Origin of the sequence: Streptococcus atopicus, assembly GCF_049166725.1 — a bacterium.
Taxonomy (GTDB): Bacteria; Bacillota; Bacilli; order Lactobacillales; family Streptococcaceae; genus Streptococcus; species Streptococcus hominis.
The window spans coordinates 1-25,984 of sequence record NZ_JBMHFC010000014.1 but is presented as its reverse complement, the minus strand read 5'-3'; the positions used below and the strand labels follow the sequence as shown (position 1 = coordinate 25,984).

The following is a 25,984-nucleotide window of genomic DNA, read 5'->3' as shown; positions in this document are numbered from 1 at the left end:
ATCTAAGAGGAGGTATTCAAAGTGAAACGTACTTATCAACCAAGTAAAATCCGTCGTGCGCGCAAACATGGTTTCCGTCATCGTATGGCAACTAAAAACGGTCGTCGCGTACTTGCTAGCCGTCGTCGTAAAGGACGCAAAGTTTTGGCTGCATAATCCAAACGAATACAAGATGAAGAACCAACGGAAACTCGAGACCGCTGGTTTTTTTGTTGGATAACAAAGAGACAATCTGCATTTGCTCAGAGATTTTGATATAATAGAAACTGATATAAAGAGGAAATATAGGATGAATATTTTTGATACACATACCCACCTCAATGTGGAGAATTTTACAGGAAAAGAAGCTGAAGAAATTGCTTTTGCTCGTGAGTTCGGTGTTACTAAGATGAATATTGTAGGTTTTGATGCAGAAACTATTGAGAAGTCGCTAGCGCTGTCTCGTCAATATGATGAGCTTTACAGTACGATTGGCTGGCATCCGACGGAGGCAGGTTCTTACACGCAGGAAGTGGAGGACATGCTTGTCAGTCATTTGCATGATCCAAAAGTTATTGCTCTTGGTGAGATTGGTCTGGATTATCATTGGATGACAACACCAAAAGAAGTACAAGAGCGAGTTTTTCGGCGGCAGATTCAATTATCAAAAGATCTTGACTTGCCTTTTGTAGTGCACACTCGTGATGCCTTGGACGAAACATATGAGATTATTAAAAGTGAAGGTGTTGGTCCTCGTGGCGGCATTATGCACTCTTATTCAGGTTCTTTGGAAATGGCAGAGCGTTTTATCCAGCTTGGTATGATGATTTCATTTTCGGGTGTGGTCACGTTTAAGAAGGCTGTAGATGTGCAGGAAGCTGCGCAGAATCTCCCTTTGGATAAAATCCTAGTTGAAACTGACGCACCTTACTTAGCTCCTGTTCCAAAACGTGGTCGTGAAAATCGGACGGCTTATACTCGCTATGTTGTAGACAAGATTGCAGAACTTCGTAGGTTAACTGTCGAAGAAGTTGCGCAAGCGACATATGAAAATGCGCTGCGAATATTTAATTTGAAAGAAGATTGATGAAAGAAAAAATTTCTCAAGTCATCGTTGTAGAAGGTCGGGACGATACGGCCAATCTCAAGCGGTATTTTGACGTAGAAACTTACGAAACGAGAGGGTCTGCGATTTGCCAAGAAGATATGAAACGCATCAAACGCCTTCATGATCTGTATGGAGTGATTGTTTTTACTGACCCAGATGTCAATGGTGAGCGGATTCGTAGAATGATTATGACAGAGATTCCTAGCGTTCAGCATGCTTTTTTAAAGCGCAATGAGGCAGCTCCCAAGTCTAAAAGTAAAGGAAAATCATTAGGTATTGAGCATGCTTCTTATGAAGATTTGAGGACAGCTCTTTCGCAGGTGACTAAGAATTTTGAAAAAACGACTGATTTTGACATTACACGCTCAGATTTGATTCGTTTAGGATTTCTAGCTGGAAAAGATAGCCGCAAACGTCGCGAGTTTTTAGGGAAAGAACTCCGTATTGGCTATTCAAATGGGAAACAATTGCTTAAACGCTTGGAATTATTTGGGATAAATTTAGCAAAAGTTGAGAGCGTGATGGCGCATTATCAAGAAAGTGAAAAGTAAAGGAATAGTATGAAAAAATGTATCATAACAGGTGGAAATAGCGGGATAGGTTATCAAGCAGCTAAACAGCTAGCTGATAAAGGCTGGCAGGTAACGATTTTTTGTCGTAGTAAAGAGAGAGCTGAGAGCGCCTGTGAGACAATCATTAGTGAAACTGGTAATTCTCATGTCAGCTACCTATTAGCAGATCTTTCTGACTTAACGAGTACCAAAACAGCTATTGAAAATTATATCCAGACTCAAGGAGCGCTTGATGTCTTGATAAATAATGCTGCTGACTTTGATTTATCAATTAAGCAACCAGTTTTAACCAAAGATGGATTGGAAAAGCAGTTTGCGACCAATGTTGTAGCTCCTTTTTTGCTATCCCAGTCTTTTATTTCCTTATTGAAAGAGTCCGAGAGTGGTCGCATTCTCAATATTTCATCGCAAGGTTTACAAGCCTATCCTTTTATTAAATTGAATTTTGATAATCTAAAGGGCGAACAATCTTACACCCCTTCAAAAACTTATTACCAGAACAAATTAGCGCTTCTGATGCTGACCTTAGCTATGAGAGCAAGGTACAAAGACGTTACAATTCAGGCTATCAGAGTACCTAGTGTTAAGGTAGATATGAAGCGTTATAGTCACCTTTCTTCCTTTATGAAAAACCTATACAAACTGAAATCTCGATTCTCAATTTCGCCTGAAGAAATGGCACAAACCTATGTCGCTCTCGCCACGGGAAACAGCTATAACGGCTTTTTATACAATGAAAAATGCCAAGAGGTCAAAGCCAATCGCTCGGTTTATGATCAAGAGGCACAAGAGAAACTCTACCGAATTTTGACGCAACTAACCACAGAGAAGACCGGAGAATGATAGTCGAATATTATAGCGTTTAGTATGTTTTTTAAGCATGATGAGTGGTAAGAGGGATTTAGCTGGCGATAATATGTCAACTTTGATATTTACAAAAGATTATGTTTGAAGTGCTTGACAGTGATGATGACTGATGTCACTAATGAAACATTATGTACTACTGGTTTCACATGAAGTTGATGTCCAAAAATGTTGTGAATTCTGAGTTGAAGAATTCTGCATGGGCTATCCAAATGAGAAACAATTGCTCAAACGACTAGAATTATTTGAGATTGGATTGACAGATGTTGAGATGGAATGAAAAAAATACGAAAGGAAGCGAGATGGCAAATAGAAGCTATATTTATTTAAAAAACGGAGATGAGGTACGTGTTTTAGCGGAGGGAATTTATACGATTCCTTATTTCTGGCAACTATTTTGGGGTGAAGAAGAGCTGCAATCAGCTATTGCTCTATGGAAAAAAGCAGAAGAGCTTGAAAAAGAAGATAAAGGAAAAACAGAAGAATTTTATCGGACACAGGATATGGGGATTGCTCTTTCTGTTGAAAATTTTCATCAGAATGCTCGTCGCAATCGCTCCTTTTTAGAGCAGCATGCTCCACAGACTTTGCAACTGTACGATGACTTTGTGTGTTACATTACTGTAAATATCAAAGAGGGTGATACGCTAGGATTTGACGTTTTAGAAATTATTTCTATGAATGAGTTGCCTATTGCTTCTGACAAACTTTTAAAAAATGTCCGTGCTATTCAGCAAAATCAACCGGAAGATTTGGATTTTTCTTTAACAGATAAAGATTTGCTTGGGATAGCTATGGGTTTCCCAGATGATTATGCTTCAGACATGTTGCCAGAAGACAATATTCTAAAATCAGCTGTTTACCAAGATGAGTTGAAGAAACGTAAAAATCAAAAAAGCAAGCAAATGACTGATGTGACTGAATCTACTTCAACAGAAACTAAACGCCGTATTCATCCGGCATTTTGGATTTTGCTTGTGCTGGGAATTATGCGAATTTTATATATTTTATTCAGATAACAGATAGAAAAGAGATTTATGAGAATTGCGGATTATAGTGTGACGCGAGCTATTTTAGAGCGTCATGGTTTTACTTTTAAAAAATCGTTCGGTCAGAACTTTCTGACGGATACCAATATTTTACAAAAAATTGTGGACACAGCTGAGATTGATGAGAATGTTAATGTTATCGAAATCGGACCAGGCATCGGGGCACTGACTGAGTTTTTGGCGGAAAATGCAGCCGAAGTCATGGCTTTTGAAATTGATGATCGCTTGGTGCCGATTTTGGCAGATACTCTGCGGGATTTTGACAATGTGCGCGTGGTCAATGAAGATATTCTTAAGTCAGACTTGCAAGCCCGAATCAAGGAATTTGCTAATCCAAATCTTCCTATCAAAGTGGTGGCCAACCTGCCTTACTACATTACCACTCCTATCCTCATGCACTTGATTGAGAGTGGCATTCCTTTTAGTGAATTTGTCGTGATGATGCAGCGAGAAGTGGCTGATCGTATCTCGGCGCAACCCAATAGTAAATCTTATGGCAGTTTGTCAATAGCGGTGCAGTATTATATGACCGCCAAGGTCGCTTTTATCGTACCACGAACAGTCTTTGTTCCTGCTCCAAATGTGGATTCGGCTATCCTCAAGATGGTCCGCAGAGACCAGCCAGCAGTTGGGGTCAAAGATGAAGCTTTCTTCTTCAAAGTCTCAAAAGCTAGTTTTACCCACCGCCGGAAAACCCTCTGGAATAATCTGACCAGTTATTTTGGGAAGTCTAATGAAGTCAAAACAAAGCTAGAGTCCGCTTTGGACAACGCTGAGTTATCTCCAAGTGTACGAGGAGAAGCGCTTGGCTTGCAAGAATTTGCGCGTTTAGCAGACAGCTTATATGACGAGGGATTCAGATAAGTTGGATAATATTGTAAACAAAAAGCCTCACTAAGTTCATTTTAGTGAGGTTCTTTATAAGGAAAGGACGGGATTTGAACCCGCGCATGAATAAAATCCATTTGCCGGATTTCGAGTCCGGTGCCGTACCAAGCTGGGCCACCTTTCCAAAATTTAGAATAAGGAATTTTTGAATGGGCTCGATAGAAGCATTCAAAATAGGTTATTTCGTTTTAGGAGAGAAAGCAAAGCGCAGCATAAGCTGCAATACCAAAACACCTAACAAAATAAAAATGCGGAAAAAGGGATTTGAACCCTCACGTCCGAATGGACACATGCGCCTGAAGCATGCGCGTCTGCCGTTCCGCCATTTCCGCTCGGTATCTATTATACCACATTGGCGACGTTTTTCATCATTTTTTTGCACTAAAAAGCAAAATACTTGTTTTTTTGTTATAATGAACTTATTAAGCGTTAAAGGAGTTCATTTGAAAGGAACAATCGTGAAAGCCTTGGCTGGCTTCTATTATGTAGAGTCAGAAGGCAAGGTGTATCAGACCAGAGCAAGAGGGAATTTTCGCAAGAAAGGTCAAACGCCTTATGTGGGAGATGAGGTCGAATTTTCTGCTGAGAAAGATTCTGAAGGATACATTTTAAAAATAGCAGAGCGAAAAAACAGTCTAGTGAGGCCGCCCATCGTTAATATCGATCAGGCTGTCGTGATAGTGAGTGCCAAAGAGCCAGATTTTAGTCCCAATCTTTTGGATCGGTTCTTAGTTCTTTTGGAGCAGAAAGCCATTCATCCGATTATCTATATCAGTAAATTGGATTTGTTGACAGCTGACAAGGAGCTAGATGTTTTCCTTGAGGTTTACCAAGCGATTGGTTATGATACTGCCAAAACAGTAGCCGAACTGTTGCCATTTTTGACAAGTAAAAAGACAGTTTTTATGGGACAGACGGGAGTTGGCAAGTCCACTTTGCTCAATAAAATCGCACCAGATTTGCAATTAGAAACAGGTAAGATTTCAGAAAGTCTGGGCCGCGGTCGTCATACCACGCGGGCAGTTAGTTTTTACAATCTCAATGGAGGAAAAATTGCGGATACTCCGGGATTTTCTTCCTTGGATTACGAAGTGGACAACGCGGAGGATTTAAACCGAGCATTTCCTGAAATTGCTGAAGTCAGTCGCAGCTGTAAATTCCGAACCTGTACCCATACGCATGAGCCAAACTGTGCGGTGAAACCTGCCGTTGAAAATGGAACAATTGCAGCCTTTCGATTTGAAGATTACTTGCAATTTTTGAGTGAAATTGAACATCGTCGTGAAATCTATAAAAAAGCAGTTAAAAAGCAACCTAAATGAGGAGGAAGCTAAATGAAATCTTATAAAATTGCACCGTCTATTTTAAGTGCAGACTATGCAAACTTTGAATCAGAATTGAAAAAATTAGAAGCCACAGGGGCAGAGTACGCTCATATTGATATTATGGACGGACATTTTGTTCCCAATATCAGCTTCGGTGCGGGTGTGGTAGCGAGCATGCGACCACACAGTAGATTAGTATTTGATTGTCATCTTATGGTCTCCAATCCAGAACACCATATTGAAGATTTTGCTCGTGCGGGTGCAGATATTATCAGCATCCATGCTGAAGCAACACCACATATTCACGGAGCTTTGCAAAAGATTCGGGCAGCTGGTGTCAAGGCAAGTGTTGTTATCAATCCGGGAACGCCTGTTGAAGCGGTGAAAAACGTACTTAATCTGGTTGACCAAGTCTTAGTAATGACTGTCAATCCGGGCTTCGGTGGACAAGCTTTTCTACCAGAAACAATGGATAAAGTACGCGAATTAGTCGTTTTGAGAGAAGTGAACCAACTAGACTTTGATATTGAAGTAGATGGTGGTATTGATGATGAAACCATTCGCATTGCCAAAGAGGCTGGTGCTAATGTCTTTGTGGCAGGTAGTTATGTGTTCAAAGGTGATGTCGCTCATCAGGTTCAAACCTTGAAAGAAGCATTGCATGATTAAAATTGCTCTCTTTGCTGGTGGGACGATAGATAGCTTTCAAATGGATTTTGACCTCTTTATCGGAGTAGATAGGGGAAGCCTGTTTCTCATTGAACAAGGCATTTGCCCAGATTTAGCGGTCGGTGATTTTGATTCCGTTTCGGAGAAAGAGTTGGCTTTGATTTGTTCTCAATCTAAAGAGGTACTTCAAGCACAACCTGAAAAAGATGATACGGATTTAGAGTTGGCAGTTAAAGCTGTTTTTGCACGTTATCCACAGGCGCAAGTGACAATTTTTGGTGCTTTTGGCGGGCGCTTGGATCATACTTTGGCAAATATTTTCTTGCCAAGTAATCCAGAAATTACTCCTTATATGCAGCAAATTCGACTGTGCAATGCACAAAATGAGCTCCGCTATTGCCCTCAAGGGCGTCACGAGATAAAGCCAGTAGCTGGTATGAACTATTTAGCTTTTATGCCTGTGGACGACGGTCGTTTGACCATTGAAGGCGCCAAATATCCTTTAAACGAATCCAATTATTTTTTTAAAAAAGTGTATGCTTCTAACGAATTTATAGATGAGCCCGTTTTTTTAGAGTGCCAATTAGATTATGTTATTGTCATTTATAGCAAAGACAGGAGTTAGTATGGAGTTTGTAATCATCCTCTTATTGCTGGGAGATCTTATTGTGACCTTTCTTTTGTGGCAAAAGAATCAGCAACAGACAGACCAAGCGAAGAAGATTTTTGAAGATCAAGCCGATCAATTATCTGATCAGTTGGATTACCGTTTTGAGCAGGAGCGGCAGCAACGCCTTCTAGCACAGCAACAGCTGGAATTAGCTCTGGGAGATCGTTTGGGTGAGGTGCGTACGGATTTACATCGAAATTTAACGGAAATGCGGTTAGAGATAAGCGAGAATCTAACTAAAAATCGTGATAAGACAGACGAACGAATGCGTCAGATTCAAGAGTCAAATGACCGTCGTTTAGAGCAAATGCGCCAAACAGTGGAAGAAAAATTAGAGAAAACGTTGCAGGCGAGATTGCAAACCTCCTTTGAAACGGTCTCAAAACAATTAGAGTCGGTCAATCGTGGCTTGGGAGAAATGCAAAATGTAGCGCGTGATGTCGGTACTTTAAACAAAGTGCTCTCCAATACCAAAACGCGTGGAATTTTAGGAGAATTGCAGCTTGGTCAGATTATTGAAGATATTATGACACCGAGCCAGTATGAACGCGAATTTGCGACGGTTGCAGGATCCAGTGAGCGCGTAGAGTATGCGATTAAATTACCGGGGCAAGTGGAAAAAGAATATATCTATTTGCCGATTGATTCCAAGTTTCCGCTTGCTGACTACTATCGATTAGAGGATGCTTATGAATCAGGAAACAAAGAAGAGATTGATTTGTATCGCAAGTCTTTGCTAGCGAGCGTCAAACGTTTTGCCAAGGACATCAATAAGAAATACTTAGCGCCTCCTGCAACAACAAACTTTGGCGTGATGTTTTTACCAACGGAAGGGCTTTATTCAGAAGTCGTTCGCAATCCGGAATTCTTTGACAGTTTGCGTCGAGACGAGCAGATTGTGGTCGCAGGACCGTCTACGTTGTCTGCCCTACTCAATTCGCTTTCGGTCGGTTTTAAAACACTCAACATTCAAAGAAGTGCAGATGACATCAGCAAGGTTTTGGGTAATGTCAAATCAGAATTTAATAAATTTGGTGGCATTTTGCTCAAGGCACAAAAACATCTGCAACATGCTTCTGGCAATATTGATGAATTGCTGACGCGCAGAACCAATGCTATCGAGCGAACTTTGCGCCATATTGAAATTTCGGACAAATCGGACTTCAACGGTCTACTAGATTTCCAAGATGAAGAGGAAGAATATGAAGATTAACCAAATGAAAAAAGACGAGCTGTTTGAGGGGTTTTACCTCATCAAATCTGCTGAACTTCGTCAAACAAGGGCAGGGAAAAACTATTTGGCATTCACCTTTCAAGATGACACTGGAACGATTGAAGGGAAATTGTGGGATGCACAACCGCACAATGTGGAAGAATTTACTGCTGGAAAAGTCATCCATATGCAAGGGCGCAGAGAAGTATATAACAATACTCCGCAAGTGAATCAAATTACCTTGCGATTGCCTAAAGTTGGCGAGCCAAACAATCCGGCTGATTTTAAGGAAAAACCACCGGTTGATGTCCAAGAGTTACGTGACTATCTCTCGCAAATGATTTTTAAAATTGAAAATCCAGTTTGGCAGCGTGTGGTACGGGCTTTGTATGCTAAATACGATAAAGAATTTTACTCCTATCCAGCAGCGAAAACCAATCACCACGCTTTTGAGGCAGGACTTGCTTTTCATACTGCGACTATGGTGCGGCTGGCAAATGCTATTGGTGAGATTTACCCGCAACTAAATAAGAGTTTACTTTATGCAGGAATTATGCTCCATGATTTAGCAAAGGTGCTGGAATTGACAGGCCCAGAGCAAACAGAATACACTGTTCGAGGCAATCTCATCGGACACATCGCTTTGATTGATGAAGAAATAACAAAGGTGTTGGCAGAATTAAAAATTGACGACACTAGAGAAGAGGTCATTATTCTCCGTCATGTTTTGCTAAGTCATCACGGCCTGTTGGAATACGGTAGTCCAGTGCGTCCGAAAATCATGGAAGCTGAAATTATCCACATGATTGATAATTTAGATGCGGAAATGATGATGATGACTTCGGCTCTAGCCTTGGTTGGCGAGGGTGAGATGACCAATCGAATCTTTGCTATGGACAACCGCTCTTTCTATAAGCCTAATTTTGATAAGTAAAAAACGAAAAACGAATGTTATTGCAAAAATAATGTTCGTTTTTTGAGCTTATTATGATATAATGAAGAAAATAAAATAAAATTGGTGAAAACATGAAATTAAGAAGAAGTGAACGTATGGTAGTCATTTCCAACTACCTAATCAATCATCCGTATGAGCTAACTAGTCTCAATACATTTGCCGAAAAGTATGAGTCCGCAAAATCATCTATTTCTGAAGATATTGTCATTATTAAACGTGCTTTTGAAGAAATGGAGATTGGGCATATTGAAACCATTACAGGAGCAGGGGGAGGTGTTATTTTTACACCTTCTATCTCAGATAAAGAAGCTAGAGCAATGGTAGAAGAACTTTGTACGAAATTATCCGAAAGCAATCGGATTCTACCTGGTGGCTACATTTATTTGTCAGATTTGTTGAGTACACCTTCTATTTTAAATAACATTGGACGCATTATCGCCAAAACATTTAGAAAACAAAAAATTGATGCTGTTATGACAGTTGCTACAAAGGGAGTGCCATTGGCGAATGCAGTGGCAAATGTGCTAAATGTTCCATTTGTCATTGTCCGTCGCGACTTGAAAATCACAGAGGGCTCGACGGTTAGCGTCAATTATGTGTCAGGCTCAAGCGGCGACCGTATTGAAAAGATGTTTTTGTCGAAGCGAAGCTTAAAAGCTGGCAGTCGTGTACTAATTGTAGATGATTTCTTGAAGGGCGGTGGGACAGTTAATGGGATGATTAGTCTTTTACGAGAGTTTGATTCGGAATTAGCTGGTGTAGCTGTTTTTGCCGAAAATGCACAGACAGAACGCGAACACCTAGAGTACAAATCATTATTGAAAGTGACAGATATCGATGTGAAGTCCAACAAAATTAGCGTAGAAGTTGGGAATATTTTTGACAAATAGATGAGGTGAAAATTTGAAAAATATATTGGATAAATTGGATCAAAGCTCTTTGTGGCTAAGAATTTCGATTGTTACAGCTTTGGCGCTCATTCTTGCTACTGGATTATTTTTCGTTAAAAAGCAAGATGACGCGATGCGTGCAGCTGCTCCGACTGTAAGGCGAACCATTTCAACATCAAAATCTTCAGAATCGAAAGCAGAAAAAGAGAAAAAAGAGCAAGCCAAAATTGCACAAGAGGCAGAAGAGGCTGTTAAAAAACTGGAAGCGGAGCAGACGACGGCTAATGTAACGCCTGCTCAAGAAAAAGTGGACAAGTTGAAAGACGAAGCTCAAAAAGCTCAACTTCAACAACGGATTAAGGCAGTTAGTGACGCGATTGCGGCGCGTGCAGCCAGCGAAGCAGCTGCTACAGCAAATCAAAACGCTGTGACGCCTCAAACAGATGCAGGGCAAACGTACCAACAAACTTATCCTCAAACCTATCAAGCTCCAGCAACTTCAGCTACCACAGGACAAGCTGAAACCAATTCAGCTCAAACTCCAACGACTAACGGAAACGGAGCAAGTGTCCCAATCACAAATACTACTGGACAATAGCTGGGATTTCAATAGGAAAACTATAAAAAATATATTGACAAAGAAAGTGCCGTCGTGTTATACTAATAGACGGTACTTTTTACTTTTGGTCTCTCAAAAGTGTACAGAGACGTGCTGACAAATGTTGCAAAAGTACACACAGATGATAGCTGTCACCAAGTGTATCATCACCAAAATTAAAAAAATACAGGAGAAATGTAGATGCCTACAATTAACCAATTGGTTCGCAAACCGCGTAAATCAAAAGTAGAAAAATCTAAATCACCAGCTTTAAATGTTGGTTATAATAGTTTGAAGCGTGTACCTACTCGTGAAAACTCACCACAAAAACGTGGTGTAGCAACTCGTGTTGGTACTATGACACCTAAAAAACCGAACTCAGCTCTTCGTAAGTTTGCTCGTGTACGTTTGAGCAATCTGATCGAAGTAACTGCATATATCCCAGGTATCGGACATAACTTGCAAGAACACAGCGTTGTGCTTCTTCGTGGTGGACGTGTAAAAGACCTTCCAGGGGTACGTTACCATATCGTTCGTGGTGCACTTGATACTGCAGGTGTAACTGATCGTAAACAAGGCCGTTCTAAATACGGTACGAAAAAACCAAAAGCATAAGGAAAGGGGATAAAGATCAATGAGTCGTAAAAACCGTGCGCCTAAGCGCGAAGTATTGCCAGATCCGCTCTACAATTCAAAATTAGTGACACGTCTTATCAACCGCGTTATGCTTGATGGTAAACGTGGTACAGCAGCTTCAATCGTATATGGTGCTTTTGAGCAAATCAAAGAAGCTACTGGAAATGATGCACTTGAAGTATTTGAAACAGCTATGGAAAACATCATGCCTGTACTTGAAGTACGTGCTCGCCGTGTCGGTGGTTCTAACTACCAAGTCCCAGTTGAAGTTCGTCCAGAACGTCGTACAACTCTTGGACTTCGTTGGTTGGTAACTATTTCACGTTCACGTGGAGAACACACTATGCAAGATCGCCTTGCAAAAGAAATCATGGATGCGGCTAACAATACTGGTGCAGCTGTTAAAAAACGTGAAGATACTCACCGTATGGCTGAAGCTAACCGTGCTTTTGCTCACTTCCGCTGGTAAGATTGCTTCTCTTTTTAGAGAATTGCAAAAGCTCTTTCAAAGGCTTAATACTCTTACTAATTAGCATGAGTAATCAACAAGCGGGTAGGATTTGCCTACTCGCTTTTCTTAAAATATGTTATAATAAACTGTAAATAAAATAATAGGAGAAACAACCAAATGGCTCGCGAATTTTCACTTGAAAAAACTCGTAACATCGGTATCATGGCTCACGTCGATGCTGGTAAAACAACAACGACTGAACGTATTCTTTACTATACCGGTAAAATCCATAAAATTGGTGAAACACACGAAGGTGCTTCACAAATGGACTGGATGGAACAAGAACAAGAACGTGGTATTACTATTACATCTGCTGCAACAACAGCACAATGGAAGGATTACCGTGTCAACATTATTGACACACCAGGGCACGTGGACTTCACAATTGAAGTACAACGTTCTCTTCGTGTATTGGATGGTGCCGTAACTGTCCTTGACTCACAATCAGGTGTTGAACCTCAAACGGAAACAGTTTGGCGTCAAGCAACTGAATATGGCGTTCCACGTATCGTATTTGCTAACAAAATGGATAAAATCGGTGCGGACTTCCTTTACTCAGTAAGCACACTTCACGATCGCCTTCAAGCAAATGCTCATCCAATTCAATTGCCAATCGGTGCAGAGGACGACTTCCGTGGAATCATTGACTTGGTTCGCATGAAAGCTGAAATCTATACAAATGACCTTGGAACAGATATTCTTGAAGAAGATATTCCAGCTGATTATCTTGAACAAGCTCAAGAATGGCGTGAAAAATTAGTCGAAGCAGTTGCTGAAACTGACGAAGACTTGATGATGAAATACCTTGAAGGGGAAGAAATTACTGAAGCAGAACTAAAAGCTGCCATCCGTAAAGCAACTATCAATGTTGAGTTCTTCCCAGTTCTTGCTGGTTCTGCCTTCAAAAACAAAGGTGTTCAAATGATGCTTGATGCAGTTATTGACTACCTTCCAAGCCCACTTGACATTCCAGCTATCAAGGGTGTAAATCCAGATACTGAAGAAGAAGAAACTCGTCCTGCATCTGATGACGAACCGTTTGCAGCACTTGCTTTCAAGATTATGACAGACCCATTTGTTGGTCGTTTGACTTTCTTCCGTGTGTACTCAGGTGTCTTGAACTCAGGTTCATACGTTTTGAATACCTCTAAAGGAAAACGTGAACGTATCGGGCGTATCCTGCAAATGCACGCTAACCACCGGAATGAAATCGAAACAGTTTACTCTGGTGACATCGCTGCAGCTGTTGGTTTGAAAGATACTACAACTGGTGACTCATTGACAGATGAAAAGGCAAAAATTATCCTTGAATCTATCGAAGTTCCAGAACCAGTTATCCAATTGATGGTTGAACCTAAGTCAAAAGCTGACCAAGATAAGATGGGTATTGCCCTTCAAAAATTGGCTGAAGAAGACCCAACTTTCCGCGTTGAAACTAACGTTGAAACTGGTGAAACAGTTATCTCTGGTATGGGTGAACTTCACTTGGATGTCCTTGTAGACCGTATGCGTCGTGAATTCAAAGTTGAAGCAAACGTAGGTGCTCCTCAAGTATCTTATCGTGAAACTTTCCGTGCACAAACATCAGCACGTGGATTCTTCAAACGCCAATCAGGTGGTAAAGGTCAATTCGGTGATGTTTGGATTGAATTTACTCCAAACGAAGAAGGAAAAGGCTTCGAGTTTGAAAATGCTATCGTTGGTGGTGTCGTTCCACGTGAATTCATCCCAGCTGTAGAAAAAGGTTTGGTTGAGTCAATGGCAAACGGTGTCCTTGCAGGTTATCCAATCGTTGACGTGAAGGCAAAACTGTATGATGGTTCATACCACGATGTTGACTCATCTGAAACAGCCTTCAAAGTTGCTGCCTCTCTTGCTCTTAAAGAAGCTGCTAAGACTGCACAACCAACTATTCTTGAACCAATGATGCTTGTTACCATTACTGTTCCAGAAGAAAACCTTGGTGACGTTATGGGACATGTAACAGCTCGTCGTGGACGTGTTGATGGTATGGAAGCTCATGGTAACAGCCAAATCGTTCGTGCTTATGTACCACTTGCTGAAATGTTCGGTTATGCAACAGTTCTTCGTTCAGCATCACAAGGACGCGGTACTTTCATGATGGTATTTGACCACTACGAAGATGTACCGAAGTCAGTACAAGAAGAAATTATTAAGAAAAACAAAGGTGAGGCTTAATCAAGTCAAGCCCATACGTCCGCACCGCAATTGCGGGCGTTTTTTATAAACAAAGGAAGCTGGGACAATGTACTCAGCTTCCTTTGTTTATATAGTCAGAATTATAAAACGCAGTAGTTTGGAGAAACTCTATTGACTTTAGTCAATGTAGAGTTTCCCATGCACAGTTGATTAGGCACTTTAGCGCCAATCAATCACTGCTGAGTGGACTCTAATACGTTGATAAATCAACTTGTACAGCCCTACTCAACCGTACAGAGGTGGGACGATGAAATCAAGTTTCTACGAAACTACTGATTTCTGTCCCACTCTCTTTTTGCATATCTTCCACTTAGCTTCCGGAAATGAAAGAGAAATGAAAATCTTTGAAAGAAATGATATTCCTTGTTAATAATGCTGAAATCAGTTGCAATTTTAAGGGATAAAGTATATAATAGATATGTTGAAAGGTGATTTGTAGCAACTCAAGTTACTCTTTTCACATAAAAATTTTTTGATTTTCATAAGGAGGAAATCACGAATGGTAGTTAAAGTTGGTATTAACGGTTTCGGTCGTATCGGTCGTCTTGCATTCCGTCGTATCCAAAACGTAGAAGGTGTTGAAGTTACTCGTATCAACGACCTTACAGATCCAGTTATGCTTGCACATTTGTTGAAATATGACACAACTCAAGGTCGTTTCGACGGTACTGTGGAAGTTAAAGAAGGTGGATTCGAAGTTAACGGTAAATTCGTTAAAGTTTCTGCTGAACGTGACCCAGAACAAATCGACTGGGCTACTGACGGTGTAGAAATCGTTTTGGAAGCAACTGGTTTCTTTGCTAAGAAAGATGCAGCTGAAAAACACCTTAAAGGTGGAGCTAAGAAAGTTGTTATCACTGCTCCTGGCGGAAACGATGTTAAAACAATCGTATTTAACACTAACCACGATGTTCTTGATGGTACTGAAACAGTTATTTCAGGTGCTTCATGTACTACAAACTGCTTGGCTCCAATGGCTAAAGCACTTCAAGACAACTTCGGTATCGTTGAAGGTTTGATGACAACAATCCACGCTTACACTGGTGACCAAATGATCCTTGACGGTCCACATCGTAAAGGTGATCTTCGCCGTGCTCGTGCTGGTGCTGCAAACATCGTTCCTAACTCAACTGGTGCTGCTAAAGCTATCGGTCTTGTTATCCCAGAATTGAACGGTAAACTTGATGGTTCAGCCCAACGTGTTCCAACTCCAACTGGATCAGTTACTGAATTGGTTGCTGTTCTTGAAAAGAATGTAACTGTTGATGAAGTAAATGCAGCTATGAAAGCAGCAGCTAACGAATCATACGGTTACACAGAAGATCCAATCGTATCTTCAGATATCGTAGGTATGTCATTTGGTTCATTGTTTGATGCAACTCAAACTAAAGTTCTTGATGTTGACGGAAAACAATTGGTGAAAGTTGTATCTTGGTACGATAACGAAATGTCATACACTGCACAACTTGTACGTACTCTTGAATACTTTGCAAAAATTGCTAAATAATTCATCAGTATAGAGAAGAGAGGTTCGCCTCTCTTTTTTGTTGTCATTCGCTCCTCAGCTTATACTTGTGGAAGTTGGGAGTTGAATATGTATAAAAATCAAATTAGAATGTTGATAAAACTCCAGAGTTTCCACTCGTTTGGTCGTTATGACCAAGCTACAATAAAAACAACTTGACTTTACCCAAATCAAGTTGTTTTTTTTTTAGTATGTAAGGATTATATTGCTAGATTTATTCATCTGGTGTTAAAATCATTGGGATGATAATAGGCTCGCGTTCGGTATTTTCATATAAGAATGGTCGAAGAGCATTTACAATAGCTCCGTTGACTGACTGGATGCTGGCATCTTTATTTTTCAATGCAATACGTATCGCATTGAAAAGAATACGCTGGCTGTGACGAATGAGATCGCCTGATTCACGCATATAGATAAAACCGCGACTAAGAATATCAGGACCAGCCAAAATCATTTTTGATTTAAAGTCAACGGTAGCTACTGCAAGGACAACGCCATCTTCGGAAAGGTCACGTCTGTCGCGGAGGACTGCAGCACCGATTTCTCCGATACGATTACCGTCAACATAAATATCTTGGGCATTGAAACTTCCTGCGATGCGAGCCGAATTGGCAGTTAAAGCAAGGACGTCTCCATTACTCATGATAAAGATATTCTTTTTAGGGATGCCTGTATCCATTGCAAGTCCAGCATGAACTTTTTGCATGCGGTATTCACCATGGACTGGCATGAAATACTTAGGTTTTATCAAACGGAGCATCAATTTTTGCTCTTGTTGTCCACCGTGTCCAGATGTATGGATGTTATTGATTTTTCCATGGATAACATCAACGCCAGCTTCTGAAATGGTGTTGATGAGCTTATTGACACTAGTAGTATTTCCGGGGATAGGACTAGAAGAGAAAATCACTGTATCACCTGGTTGGAGTTGGACTTGACGATGGGTTCCATTCGCAATGCGTGAAAGAGCTGCCATCGGTTCTCCCTGACTTCCTGTACACATGATTAGAATTTCATTTGCGGGATAATCTTTGATTTCATTTGGTTCAATGAACGTTCCTTTTGGGGTTTTAATATACCCTAGTTCAATTCCGTTGACAATGGCTTTTTCCATTGAACGTCCAAAAACAGCAATTTTTCGGCCAGTTTTAACCGCAGCATCCGCAGCTTGTTGGAGACGGAAGATATTTGAGGCAAAGGAGGCAAAAATAATCCGCCCATGAATGCCTTCAATGATTTTCATAATAGACTGACCAACGACTTTTTCGGAATTTGTGAAAGTTGGAATTTCTGCATTGGTGGAGTCAGAAAGAAGTGCTAAAACACCATCTTCACCAAGTGCTGCCATTCGATGTAAATCTGCTGGCTCGCCAACAGGTGTAAAGTCAAACTTGAAGTCACCCGTACAAACAATTTTCCCTTGAGGTGTGTGGATGACAATTCCCAAAGGCTCTGGGATGGAGTGAGTTGTGCGGAAGAAGGTTGCTTTTAAATTTTTAAATTGAAGTTCGGTATTTTGATTGATTTCGTAGAGTTTAGCGTCACGTAAAAGTCCGTGCTCTTCTAATTTACCACGAATCAGTGCAAGGGCAAGTGGTCCAGCATAAATAGGAACATTTGCTTGCTTGAGAAGGAAGGGAATCCCTCCGATGTGGTCTTCATGACCGTGAGTAATCAACACTCCTTTGATACGGTCAATATTTTCTACGATATAAGAATAGTCAGGAATGACATAATCAATCCCTAAGAGGTCATCTTCAGGAAATTTAATCCCTGCATCAACGATGATAATCTCATCTTGGTATTCAATCCCGTAGGTATTTTTCCCGATTTCTCCTAAACCACCAATGGCAAATACACCGACTTCTTCGGGTTTTAAAGTATATGACATGGTTTAGAGCTCCGTAATTGTAAAGTTGCCTGATTCTTTTTCGTATTCTAAATGTTTGTCAGACAAAAGTGTAATCAATTCAACATTGTAAGGTGTTTTTTCTGCGACGAGTTTCCGAGCTTTGATGCGTCCTTCTAATTCGTTTTTGGCGTCAATATCCAAGTAGAGAGAATGCGTGTTTTCCCGACGTGGATTGCGTTCTTTTGTTTCTTGATAAAAAACTTTGTAAATCATTTCAATTCCTTTCTCATTCATGATCAATCTACCAGAAAATAGCCACCTTATTTTCAAGGGCGGTCTTCATCTATTTGATTTTCCGAGTAATAGATTGATTTTGATACGTTACAATTACAATCATTATATCATAAAAAGGATATTTAGTAAAAGAAAGAAGTGAGAAAATCTAGGAAAGCGATTTTCAAAAGGTCTTGTTTTTTTGGAAATCATATTAAGGAAATCCGTATTTTTTGTAGTATAATAGAAAGTAGATTATCACAAAGGAAAGATAAGAATGAAAGTTTTAGCTTTTGACACATCCAGCAAAGCCTTAGCAATTGCGATTTTAGAAGATGATAAGTTGCTTGCTGAGATGACGATAAATATTAAGAAAAATCATAGCGTTACATTGATGCCGGCTATTGATTTTTTAATGGAAAGTTTGGATTTGAAACCAAGTGACTTAGGTCGCATTGTAGTTGCAGAAGGTCCTGGTAGTTATACAGGTTTGCGAATTGCTGTAGCAACGGCCAAAACGTTAGCACATACGCTTAAAATAGATTTGGTGGGAGTTTCTAGCTTGCGGATTCTGGTGCCAGAGGACATTGACGGCTTGGTCATTCCTCTCATGGATGCTAGACGCAACAATGTCTATGCTGGTTTTTATGAAAATGGCAGAGCAACTCAGCCGGAAGCTCATTTATCTTTTGAAGAAGTTTTAGAAAAAGCCAAGTCTGCTTCTCAGGTAACTTTTGTAGGAGAAGTGGAAAATTTTGTGGAGCAGATTCAATCCGCTTTGCCAGCAGCTGTTATCAAAGCAACCCTGCCAAGCGCTGTGCTCCTTGCTAAAATCGGTCTGCAACTACCAGCTCGCTCTGTTCATGATTTCGTGCCGAATTACCTCAAGCGAGTGGAAGCAGAAGAGAATTGGCTCAAAAACCATCAAGAAACAAAAGATTCTTACATCAAGCGCTTATGATTGAGATTAAAAAAGATGAAAAAAAGCAGGTTGCTGATTTAGCAGAGCAGATTTACCAAGTATTGAAAGATGTGTATGCTGTCAGTCCTTGGAATATAGAGCAGATTGAGAAAGATTTACAAAATCCTTTGTCGGTTTATGTTTTGGCTTTAGAAGCCCAAAATTTAATCGGGTTTCTGACTTTTCAAGAGTCGGACTTTGAAGCAGAAGTTTTACAAATTGCGGTTAAGAAAGCCTATCAAGGAAAGAAAATTGCGACCGCTTTGTTTGAACATCTGCCAATTGACAAAGAGATTTTCCTCGAAGTGCGAGAATCTAACAAAGCAGCTCTGCTGTTTTACCAAAAAGAGAAATTTATAGAAATCGCTCGGCGCAAGAATTACTATCATGAGCCAGTGGAAAATGCGATTGTAATGAAAAGGGAAAACTATGAATGATAGATATATTTTAGCTTTTGAGACGTCCTGCGATGAGACTAGCGTAGCGGTTTTAAAGAATGACGCTGAACTCTTATCCAATGTTATTGCGAGCCAGATTGAGAGCCATAAACGTTTTGGTGGCGTGGTACCGGAAGTGGCTAGCCGTCACCATGTGGAAGTTATCACGGCTTGCATTGAGGAAGCTCTTGCGAAAGCCGGTATTACAGAAAAAGAGGTGACCGCAGTAGCAGTAACTTATGGACCAGGGCTCGTAGGCGCCCTCTTAGTCGGACTGGCAGCTGCTAAGTCTTTTGCGTGGGCACATCATTTACCGCTTATTCCTGTCAATCATATGGCAGGTCATCTGATGGCGGCTCAAAGTGTTGAGAAATTAGAATACCCTCTTTTAGCGTTATTAGTCAGCGGGGGGCATACTGAGTTGGTTTATGTCAGCGAAGCTGGTGATTATCAGATTGTCGGGGAAACACGCGATGATGCAGTTGGAGAAGCTTATGATAAAGTTGGTCGTGTGATGGGATTGACTTATCCAGCTGGGCGTGAGATAGATGAATTGGCCCATAAAGGACAAGATATTTATGATTTTCCGAGAGCGATGATCAAAGAGGATAATTTGGAATTTTCCTTTTCTGGGTTAAAATCTGCCTTTATCAACCTCTGTCACAATGCGGAGCAAAGGGGTGAAAGTTTGGCAAAAGAAAATTTGGCTGCTAGTTTTCAAGCTGCTGTTTTAGATATTCTCATGGCAAAAACAAAAAAAGCTTTGGAGAAATATCCTGTTAAGACCTTAGTCGTTGCGGGCGGTGTTGCTGCTAATCAAGGTTTACGTGAACGTTTAGCAGCTGAAATGACAGATATCAAGGTAATCATACCGCCTTTGCGTCTCTGTGGGGACAATGCAGGAATGATTGCTTATGCGAGCGTCAGTGAGTGGAATAAAGGGAATCTTGCAACATTGAGCTTGAATGCTAAGCCAAGTCTGGCATTTGACACAATGGAAGTATAAATATGATAGGAAAAAGTTTTAAGGACGGGGTTAAGGCGGCAATGCCAACAGCTCTGGGGTATGTTAGTATTGGACTAGCTTGTGGAATTATTGGTGCTTCTTATGTCAGTCCTCTTGAGATGGTACTGATGAGCAGTTTAGTCTATGCAGGAAGTGCTCAGTTTGCTATGCTAGCACTTCTTGCGATTCACGCCCCGGTAACAGCTATTGCTCTGACAGTTTTTTTAATCAATTTGCGTCTATTTTTGCTAGGTCTTCATACATCTACTTTTTTTCGGCATGCAAGTCTCTTGCAAAATATTGGTATCGGAATACTCTTGACAGATGAAACATACGGCGTTTTACTAAGTGAGCACGTCCATACAAAATATATTTCGCTTCAATGGATGTACGGCAATAACATTACGAGCTATCTCGCTTGGTTCGTCGGATCTGTAGTCGGAACGACATTAGGAAGCCTTTTGCCAAATCCAGAAATGTTTGGCTTGGATTTTGCGCTGGTGGGTATGTTTATTGGGATTTTTTCTTCCCAATTTTTAGTGATGCTCCATAAGACAAAACTTCAAAAACTTTTGGTGATTTTAGTTGTGGTCACTTTGTCGTTCTTTGCTCTGATAATGATAATTTCTTCTTCATTAGCTGTGTTATTTTCAACCTTATTAGGCTGTGCTGCGGGGGTAATGCTAGATGATAAATAATTATATATTTGTCGCCATTCTTCTCTCAGCCTTGGTGACATGGTTATCACGGATTACTCCTTTTATATTGGTAAAATATCGCGGGTTACCTAAGATTGTCGAACGTTTCTTGCAATATTTACCGGTCTCTATTATTTTTGCGTTGATTTTATCCAGCATTACCAAGGGAGAAGTAGGACAGTTGCCAACCTTTAAATGGCTAGATTTAATAGCTGTTTTTCCAACAATATACATTGCTTTTCGTTATCGTAACTTAGTGATGACCGTAATTTTTGGTGTGATATTGGTGGCTGGTTTGCGATTTATCTTTTAACTTTATAGAAATAACTCTGTCTTAGGGAATCACTAAGGCGGAGTTTTAGTTAAAAAGGACCGTTTAAGACCTAAAATAGACCATTCAGGATTTTAATGAGTTTTTTATTTGATAAATTGCAAGAATAAGTGCAACATTTATTCGAACTCATCCTCTAGAGCTTCACAAGAAGTTCTGTAACCTAAACATTTTCGTGGTCGGTGATTGATATTATATAAAGCCTTGTTCAAATCTTCATCAGAGATAGTGGCTAAATCTGTTTTCTTTGGGAAATATTCTCTTAGTAAGCCATTTGCGTTTTCATTGCTTCCTCTCTGCCAGGATGAATAGGCATCCGCAAAGAAAAAGGAAATTCCTAAATTCTCTACCAGAGGATAGCAGGCAAACTCTTTTCCCCTGTCTGAAGTGAAGGTTTTAAGAGCCTCTTTTGGAAATAGCCTACAAAGTTGTTCGATGGCTGAAAACATGGCTTTGGCTGTTCTATCTGGTATCTTGAAAGCTAAGTAAAAACGAGTTTTTCGCTCTAGAAAGGTCGCTAAACACCCCTTGCTTTTGCCTCTGGAAGACACCACAGTATCAAGCTCCCAGTGCCCAAAAGTTTCACGATTACGGACCTCTTTAGGACGTTTGGAAATTGGCGTACCAATCCTAAATCTTCCACGTGTTTCTTTGGGTTGTCGAGTTTTTCCTTTACGACGAAGGACGCTCAAATCCAGATCAATCAAACCAGCATAGAGCCAGTTATAGATGGTTTTAAAAGCTACCATTGGCTTTTGTTCAAGCTGATAGCGACCACAAATCTGTTCAGGCGACCAGGAGGATTTTAAACCGTCCTCAATTTCCTTTTTCAACTTTGGTGTCAAACGAGACTTCCGACCTTTTTGCTTAGCCCTGCGGTCGTACTGTTCCTGTGCTGAGGTTGCGGAATAACCATTTTGGCATCGTCTTAACTCTCTTGAAATGGTAGACTTATGGACGCCAAGTTTACTTGCAATTTGGCAAGGTTTCAAACCTAATTCCAAGTAGGTTTCTATCTTTATTCGGTCAGTTATGGTAAGATGGTAGTAGCTCATAGTTTTTCCTCGGGTTCTGTTTGTGTGGTTACTTACAGTTTACACCAATGAAACGCTATGAGTTTTTTTGTTGCACTATATTTTACAATTTATCATTTAGATTGGGTGCAATGAGAGTTTGTTGTAAAGTAGATTTGCGGTTACTATTTTCATTTCCAAAGGGGCTTTTTCCGAGTCTGCCAAAAGCAGTATTGAGACTTACTTCGCAAACTCTATCTATAACCTCAAGTTAGTGCTTTGAGCAATTATCTACTTCATTAAGAATTTTGGGTATCAAAAAGTAAGGCAGGGATGATATTTTCCCTGCCTTTTACAAGTTATTGTTTTCCCAACAAATGTAGTGATTGGAAAAGCACTTTTGATTTTAATCAATTAGAGTTCCTTGGAACAATTGATTAGGAATAGGTGCCACCCATCACAGCTATCTGTTAGTTTTCTTTTTTGTCTAATTTCTTGCCTAACTCAATAATGTATTGTTTCATATCGTCTTTGACTTGAGGATGTTTGAGGGCATAGTCAATAGATGTTTTCATAAAGCCAAATTTGTCGCCGACATCATAACGGTCACCTGTAAACTCACGAGCGAATACTCTTTGTGTTTTGTTGAGAGTATCAATAGCATCTGTCAGTTGGATTTCATTCCCAGCACCTGGCGCTTGTGTTTCCAAAATGGGAAAGATTTCAGGCGTTAGTAGGTAACGACCGATAATGGCGAGATCACTTGGTGCATCTTCTGGTTTTGGCTTTTCAACAAAAGTTTCAACGCTGTAGAGTCCATTTACTCCTTCACCTTGTGGATCAATAACGCCGTAAGAAGAAACTTCGTCGTGTGGCACTTTCATGACAGCAATAGTTGAAGCGTGTGTTTCCTCGTAATCGTTCATCAATTGTTTGGTAAGTGGTACTGCTTTGTCATTTGTAATGTCCATTAGGTCATCGCCTAGCATGACAACGAAAGGTTCGTTACCAACGAAAGCCTTGGCTTGCAAAACAGCATCGCCAAGCCCTCGTGGATGGCTTTGACGAATGAAATGAAGACCGATACCAGTCGTTTCATCTACGAGTTTTAAAAGATCAGATTTACCTTTTTCTTTGAGGTTGTACTCCAATTCAAAATTTGAATCAAAGTGGTCTTCAATAGAGCGTTTGGATTTACCTGTTACAACCAGAATGTCTTTGATACCGGATTTTAACGCTTCTTCAACGATAAATTGAATAGTTGGTTTGTCAACAATAGGCAGCATTTCTTTTGCGAGTGCTTTTGTGGCTGGTAGGAAACGAGTTCCAAGTCCAGCAGCAGGAATGACTGCTTTTCTTACTTTTGTCATAGAACGACTCCTTATTTAATGTGACTGATTACGACCATTCGTTCTCAGCTTTGAATTCATTATTCATTATATCATAAATGGCATCTTTTATGTTAAGGTTTTCATAAATGACATGATAAATGGCCTGGGTGATAGGCATGTAGACGTCTAACTCTTGTGCGAGTTCATAGGCCGCTCTGGTAGTGGAAATGCCTTCGATAACCATGCCCATGTTAGCTTCGATATCTTCTAGCTTTTCACCGTGACCAAGAGCGTCACCAGCGCGCCAATTGCGTGAGTGAACGGAGGTCCCTGTGACAATTAAATCTCCCACTCCGGATAAACCGCTATATGTTAAAGGACTGGCACCGAGTTTTACACCGAGACGGGTGATTTCTGCTAAGCCGCGTGTGATAATGGCAGCTTTTGCATTATCACCGTAACCGAGACCATGAAGGGCACCTGCTCCGACCGCAATGATATTTTTTAGTGCGCCGGCTGTTTCTACGCCGATGACATCTGTATTAGTGTAGAGACGGAAGTAGTGATTGCTGAAAAGGTTTTGGACGTATTTAGCCGTTTCTAAATCTTTTGAAGCTGCTGTGATGAGAGTAATGTCGCGAACGATAGTCTCCTCAGCGTGGCTAGGACCAGAGACAACGACGATTTCGCTACGGAATTGTTCAGGCAATTCTTCCTCTAAAATTATGGAAAGTCGTTTGTGAGTATCGGGTTCGAGTCCTTTTGAAGCGTGCATGATCTTGACTGGATGGTCTAATACCTCAGCCACTTGTTTGGCTACAAGACGTGTAACCTTGGTTGGAACGACGAAAAGGATAGCATCCACGCCATCAAGGGTCTCTTTTAAGTCGTAATACGCTGTGATCTTTTCATCAAGAACAATATCTTTAAAATACCGTTTGTTAGTGTGGTGCTCGTTGATTTCAGTAATTTGTTCGGCAATATTGCCCCAAATGCGAACTTCATGTCCATTGTCATTTAATACTTGTGCCAAGGCAGTACCCCATGAACCAGGGCCTAAAACAGCAACTGTTTGTTTTTCCATGTTCTTCTCCTTATAGAGTTTTCTAATTTCATTTTACCATAGAAAGCGATAAATTTCTTGTTTAGTAGTAGCTTGTTTTTATAAGTTATTATTTTATAAGAATAAAGTCTGATTAGAGTGCATAAAAAGAGTGTAATGAGGCAGGAGTTGTGGCTAGTATAAAAACTATTTATCACGACCTTTAAAAAAATCAATTGGACGGCAGGTAGAGGAAGTGGTAAGATTGTGTATATCAATGAGGAGGGAATTGTATGAGCAAACTGATTGTTGGAGTGACCGCTAATCTTTGTCCTGTCGATAAGGAAGGTAAAAATATTCACTCGTCCGTTTCTAGTAAATTTGCTGAGAGTATCGGAATCGCTGGCGGATTGCCTATGATTATCCCTGTTGGTGACAAAAATTTGGTGAGGGATTATGTTGAAAGTATTGATAAATTGATTTTGTCTGGTGGACAACATGTGCACCCCACTTTTTACGGAGAAAAGCAGACGATTGAGAGTGATGATTACAATATGGTGCGAGACGAATTTGAGCTGGCTCTGTTAGTAGAAACTATTCGGCAAGAAAAACCAATTATGGCGATTTGCCGAGGCTTGCAGCTAGTCAATGTTGCTTTTGGTGGAACGCTGAATCAGCATATTGACAACCATTGGCAGGGCTTACCTTTTGGAACTTCTCACTCTATTCAAACTGAGAAAGGCAGCATTGTTGAAGAATTGTTCGGTCGTGCTAGTCAGATTAACTCTGTCCACCGACAAAGTATTAAAGATTTGGCGCCGAATTTTCGCGCAACAGCTTTTGATCCTAGGGATAAAACCATTGAAGCGATTGAGTCGCTAGATGATAGTCGGATCATTGGGCTTCAATGGCACCCAGAGTTTTTAGTCAATGAAGAAAAAGGAAATCTAGAACTTTTCCAGTATCTTTTGCAGAAATTGTAAATTTAAAATGCAGCTTAAGCTTCATTTAAGAAAATCATTTTATAATAACATCATCAAATGAAGACCTCCTAACTTTGTTTGATAGAAATCCTAAAACTTTTTCATAAAAATCTCCCTATAAGGATCACCAAGAGGTGGTCTTTTTTCTACCATTTGTCAAGCAATTCAATGTTTTTCAGTCAAAGAATTGATGATTGATTTGATTTTAATAGTTTATCCTAGCCCTTTTCGGTTCTTTTGATTGGAAAAAGAGTACACAAAATCAACACCTTATCTAGCTATTTTTTTCATAAGGTGTTACAATGATAGAGCATAGACGGCTTTAATGATTTTGGGTTAAAGTGTAATCGTAAAGTTTGTTATGCGTAATGAGGTAATACATTGT

28 protein-coding genes and 2 tRNA genes are annotated in these 25,984 nt (G+C 40.3%); 23 read left to right on the top strand and 7 right to left on the bottom strand.

Annotated elements, in window-relative coordinates:
- The first annotated feature begins 21 nt into the window (after positions 1-21).
- The 6 genes from rpmH (at position 22) to rsmA (ending at position 4,436) form a co-directional block, all read left to right on the top strand.
- Positions 22-156, top strand: coding sequence for a 50S ribosomal protein L34 (rpmH, locus tag ACOMA9_RS08950; RefSeq protein ID WP_003026476.1), 135 nt, complete (start codon positions 22-24; stop codon positions 154-156).
- 133 nt (positions 157-289) lie between these two features.
- On the top strand, positions 290-1,066 hold the full coding sequence (locus ACOMA9_RS08945; protein WP_330945324.1) for a TatD family hydrolase: 777 nt from the start codon (positions 290-292) through the stop codon (positions 1,064-1,066).
- Positions 1,066-1,638, top strand: a complete 573-nt coding sequence (gene rnmV / locus ACOMA9_RS08940; protein WP_330945325.1) for a ribonuclease M5 — start codon at positions 1,066-1,068, stop codon at positions 1,636-1,638. The genes ACOMA9_RS08945 and rnmV overlap by 1 nt, the downstream gene beginning before the upstream one ends.
- A gap of 9 nt (positions 1,639-1,647) precedes the next feature.
- The gene (locus tag ACOMA9_RS08935) at positions 1,648-2,502 is read left to right on the top strand and encodes an SDR family NAD(P)-dependent oxidoreductase (RefSeq protein WP_106083620.1); all 855 of its coding nucleotides are present in this window, start codon (positions 1,648-1,650) and stop codon (positions 2,500-2,502) included.
- Positions 2,503-2,825: 323 nt separating this feature from the next.
- A complete protein-coding gene (locus ACOMA9_RS08930; protein WP_330945326.1) occupies positions 2,826-3,542 on the top strand; it encodes a dimethyladenosine transferase in 717 nt (238 codons plus the stop codon).
- Positions 3,543-3,560: 18 nt separating this feature from the next.
- A complete protein-coding gene (gene rsmA / locus ACOMA9_RS08925; protein WP_330945327.1) occupies positions 3,561-4,436 on the top strand; it encodes a 16S rRNA (adenine(1518)-N(6)/adenine(1519)-N(6))-dimethyltransferase RsmA in 876 nt (291 codons plus the stop codon).
- 59 nt (positions 4,437-4,495) lie between these two features.
- Here rsmA and ACOMA9_RS08920 read toward each other — a convergent pair.
- Positions 4,496-4,584, bottom strand: a tRNA-Ser gene (locus ACOMA9_RS08920).
- 125 nt (positions 4,585-4,709) lie between these two features.
- Positions 4,710-4,792, bottom strand: a tRNA-Leu gene (locus ACOMA9_RS08915).
- 111 nt (positions 4,793-4,903) lie between these two features.
- Between ACOMA9_RS08915 and rsgA the strand changes: the two genes are divergently transcribed.
- The 11 genes from rsgA (at position 4,904) to gap (ending at position 15,654) form a co-directional block, all read left to right on the top strand.
- Complete coding sequence (gene rsgA / locus ACOMA9_RS08910; RefSeq protein ID WP_330945328.1) at positions 4,904-5,782, top strand: ribosome small subunit-dependent GTPase A; 879 nt, start codon at positions 4,904-4,906, stop codon at positions 5,780-5,782.
- A 12-nt stretch (positions 5,783-5,794) separates the two neighbouring features.
- Positions 5,795-6,454, top strand: a complete 660-nt coding sequence (gene rpe, locus ACOMA9_RS08905; RefSeq protein WP_049514475.1) for a ribulose-phosphate 3-epimerase — start codon at positions 5,795-5,797, stop codon at positions 6,452-6,454.
- Entirely contained in the window at positions 6,447-7,079 is a 633-nt protein-coding gene (locus ACOMA9_RS08900; protein ID WP_330945329.1) for a thiamine diphosphokinase, read from the top strand. Before rpe ends, ACOMA9_RS08900 begins: the two co-directional genes overlap by 8 nt.
- A 1-nt stretch (position 7,080) precedes the next feature.
- A complete protein-coding gene (locus ACOMA9_RS08895) occupies positions 7,081-8,337 on the top strand; it encodes a DNA recombination protein RmuC (protein WP_247905450.1) in 1,257 nt (418 codons plus the stop codon).
- Complete coding sequence (locus ACOMA9_RS08890; RefSeq protein WP_003041828.1) at positions 8,327-9,271, top strand: 3'-5' exoribonuclease YhaM family protein; 945 nt, start codon at positions 8,327-8,329, stop codon at positions 9,269-9,271. Before ACOMA9_RS08895 ends, ACOMA9_RS08890 begins: the two co-directional genes overlap by 11 nt.
- Positions 9,272-9,363: 92 nt before the next feature.
- Positions 9,364-10,182, top strand: a complete 819-nt coding sequence (gene purR, locus ACOMA9_RS08885; RefSeq protein WP_003077581.1) for a pur operon repressor — start codon at positions 9,364-9,366, stop codon at positions 10,180-10,182.
- A 13-nt stretch (positions 10,183-10,195) separates the two neighbouring features.
- The gene (locus tag ACOMA9_RS08880) at positions 10,196-10,780 is read left to right on the top strand and encodes a hypothetical protein (protein ID WP_330945330.1); all 585 of its coding nucleotides are present in this window, start codon (positions 10,196-10,198) and stop codon (positions 10,778-10,780) included.
- Between the two features lie 201 nt (positions 10,781-10,981).
- A complete protein-coding gene (gene rpsL / locus ACOMA9_RS08875; protein WP_003026451.1) occupies positions 10,982-11,395 on the top strand; it encodes a 30S ribosomal protein S12 in 414 nt (137 codons plus the stop codon).
- Positions 11,396-11,414: 19 nt separating this feature from the next.
- A complete protein-coding gene (rpsG, locus tag ACOMA9_RS08870) occupies positions 11,415-11,885 on the top strand; it encodes a 30S ribosomal protein S7 (RefSeq protein WP_003026449.1) in 471 nt (156 codons plus the stop codon).
- A 159-nt stretch (positions 11,886-12,044) separates the two neighbouring features.
- A complete protein-coding gene (fusA, locus tag ACOMA9_RS08865) occupies positions 12,045-14,126 on the top strand; it encodes an elongation factor G (RefSeq protein WP_151379767.1) in 2,082 nt (693 codons plus the stop codon).
- A gap of 520 nt (positions 14,127-14,646) precedes the next feature.
- Positions 14,647-15,654: a type I glyceraldehyde-3-phosphate dehydrogenase gene (gene gap, locus ACOMA9_RS08860; protein WP_003026445.1), complete on the top strand. Its 1,008-nt coding sequence runs from the start codon at positions 14,647-14,649 to the stop codon at positions 15,652-15,654.
- 232 nt (positions 15,655-15,886) lie between these two features.
- On the opposite strand, the gene rnjA is transcribed toward gap, so the two are convergent.
- Both rnjA and ACOMA9_RS08850 read right to left on the bottom strand, forming a co-directional pair.
- On the bottom strand, positions 15,887-17,563 hold the full coding sequence (rnjA, locus tag ACOMA9_RS08855; protein ID WP_421425256.1) for a ribonuclease J1: 1,677 nt from the start codon (positions 17,561-17,563) through the stop codon (positions 15,887-15,889).
- A 3-nt stretch (positions 17,564-17,566) separates the two neighbouring features.
- Positions 17,567-17,797, bottom strand: coding sequence for a DNA-dependent RNA polymerase subunit epsilon (locus ACOMA9_RS08850; protein WP_247906798.1), 231 nt, complete (start codon positions 17,795-17,797; stop codon positions 17,567-17,569).
- A gap of 277 nt (positions 17,798-18,074) precedes the next feature.
- On the opposite strand from ACOMA9_RS08850, the gene tsaB reads away from it, so the two are divergent.
- From tsaB to ACOMA9_RS08825, 5 genes are read left to right on the top strand one after another with little or no spacing between them, the layout of a single operon-like run.
- Positions 18,075-18,758 carry a tRNA (adenosine(37)-N6)-threonylcarbamoyltransferase complex dimerization subunit type 1 TsaB gene (gene tsaB / locus ACOMA9_RS08845; RefSeq protein WP_037613507.1) on the top strand — a complete coding sequence of 228 codons (684 nt, stop codon included), beginning with the start codon at positions 18,075-18,077 and terminating at the stop codon, positions 18,756-18,758.
- On the top strand, positions 18,755-19,195 hold the full coding sequence (gene rimI / locus ACOMA9_RS08840) for a ribosomal protein S18-alanine N-acetyltransferase (protein ID WP_003032237.1): 441 nt from the start codon (positions 18,755-18,757) through the stop codon (positions 19,193-19,195). The genes tsaB and rimI overlap by 4 nt, the downstream gene beginning before the upstream one ends.
- Positions 19,188-20,201: a tRNA (adenosine(37)-N6)-threonylcarbamoyltransferase complex transferase subunit TsaD gene (tsaD, locus tag ACOMA9_RS08835; RefSeq protein WP_151379765.1), complete on the top strand. Its 1,014-nt coding sequence runs from the start codon at positions 19,188-19,190 to the stop codon at positions 20,199-20,201. Before rimI ends, tsaD begins: the two co-directional genes overlap by 8 nt.
- 2 nt (positions 20,202-20,203) lie before the next feature.
- Positions 20,204-20,899: an AzlC family ABC transporter permease gene (locus tag ACOMA9_RS08830; protein WP_247905454.1), complete on the top strand. Its 696-nt coding sequence runs from the start codon at positions 20,204-20,206 to the stop codon at positions 20,897-20,899.
- Positions 20,889-21,212: an AzlD domain-containing protein gene (locus ACOMA9_RS08825; RefSeq protein ID WP_151379764.1), complete on the top strand. Its 324-nt coding sequence runs from the start codon at positions 20,889-20,891 to the stop codon at positions 21,210-21,212. Before ACOMA9_RS08830 ends, ACOMA9_RS08825 begins: the two co-directional genes overlap by 11 nt.
- 137 nt (positions 21,213-21,349) lie before the next feature.
- Here the strand turns inward: ACOMA9_RS08825 and ACOMA9_RS08820 are convergent, their stop codons facing one another.
- From ACOMA9_RS08820 to ACOMA9_RS08810, 3 genes are all read right to left on the bottom strand, one after another.
- Complete coding sequence (locus ACOMA9_RS08820) at positions 21,350-22,285, bottom strand: IS30 family transposase (RefSeq protein ID WP_421425250.1); 936 nt, start codon at positions 22,283-22,285, stop codon at positions 21,350-21,352.
- A 428-nt stretch (positions 22,286-22,713) separates the two neighbouring features.
- On the bottom strand, positions 22,714-23,613 hold the full coding sequence (gene galU, locus ACOMA9_RS08815; RefSeq protein WP_330945455.1) for a UTP--glucose-1-phosphate uridylyltransferase GalU: 900 nt from the start codon (positions 23,611-23,613) through the stop codon (positions 22,714-22,716).
- A gap of 28 nt (positions 23,614-23,641) precedes the next feature.
- Positions 23,642-24,658 carry an NAD(P)H-dependent glycerol-3-phosphate dehydrogenase gene (locus tag ACOMA9_RS08810; RefSeq protein ID WP_330945456.1) on the bottom strand — a complete coding sequence of 339 codons (1,017 nt, stop codon included), beginning with the start codon at positions 24,656-24,658 and terminating at the stop codon, positions 23,642-23,644.
- A 251-nt stretch (positions 24,659-24,909) separates the two neighbouring features.
- Here ACOMA9_RS08810 and ACOMA9_RS08805 point away from each other — a divergent pair, with 251 nt between their 5' ends.
- Positions 24,910-25,599 (top strand): gamma-glutamyl-gamma-aminobutyrate hydrolase family protein, encoded by a 690-nt coding sequence (locus ACOMA9_RS08805; protein ID WP_330945457.1) that lies wholly within the window; start codon positions 24,910-24,912, stop codon positions 25,597-25,599.
- Positions 25,600-25,984: the final 385 nt, after the last annotated feature.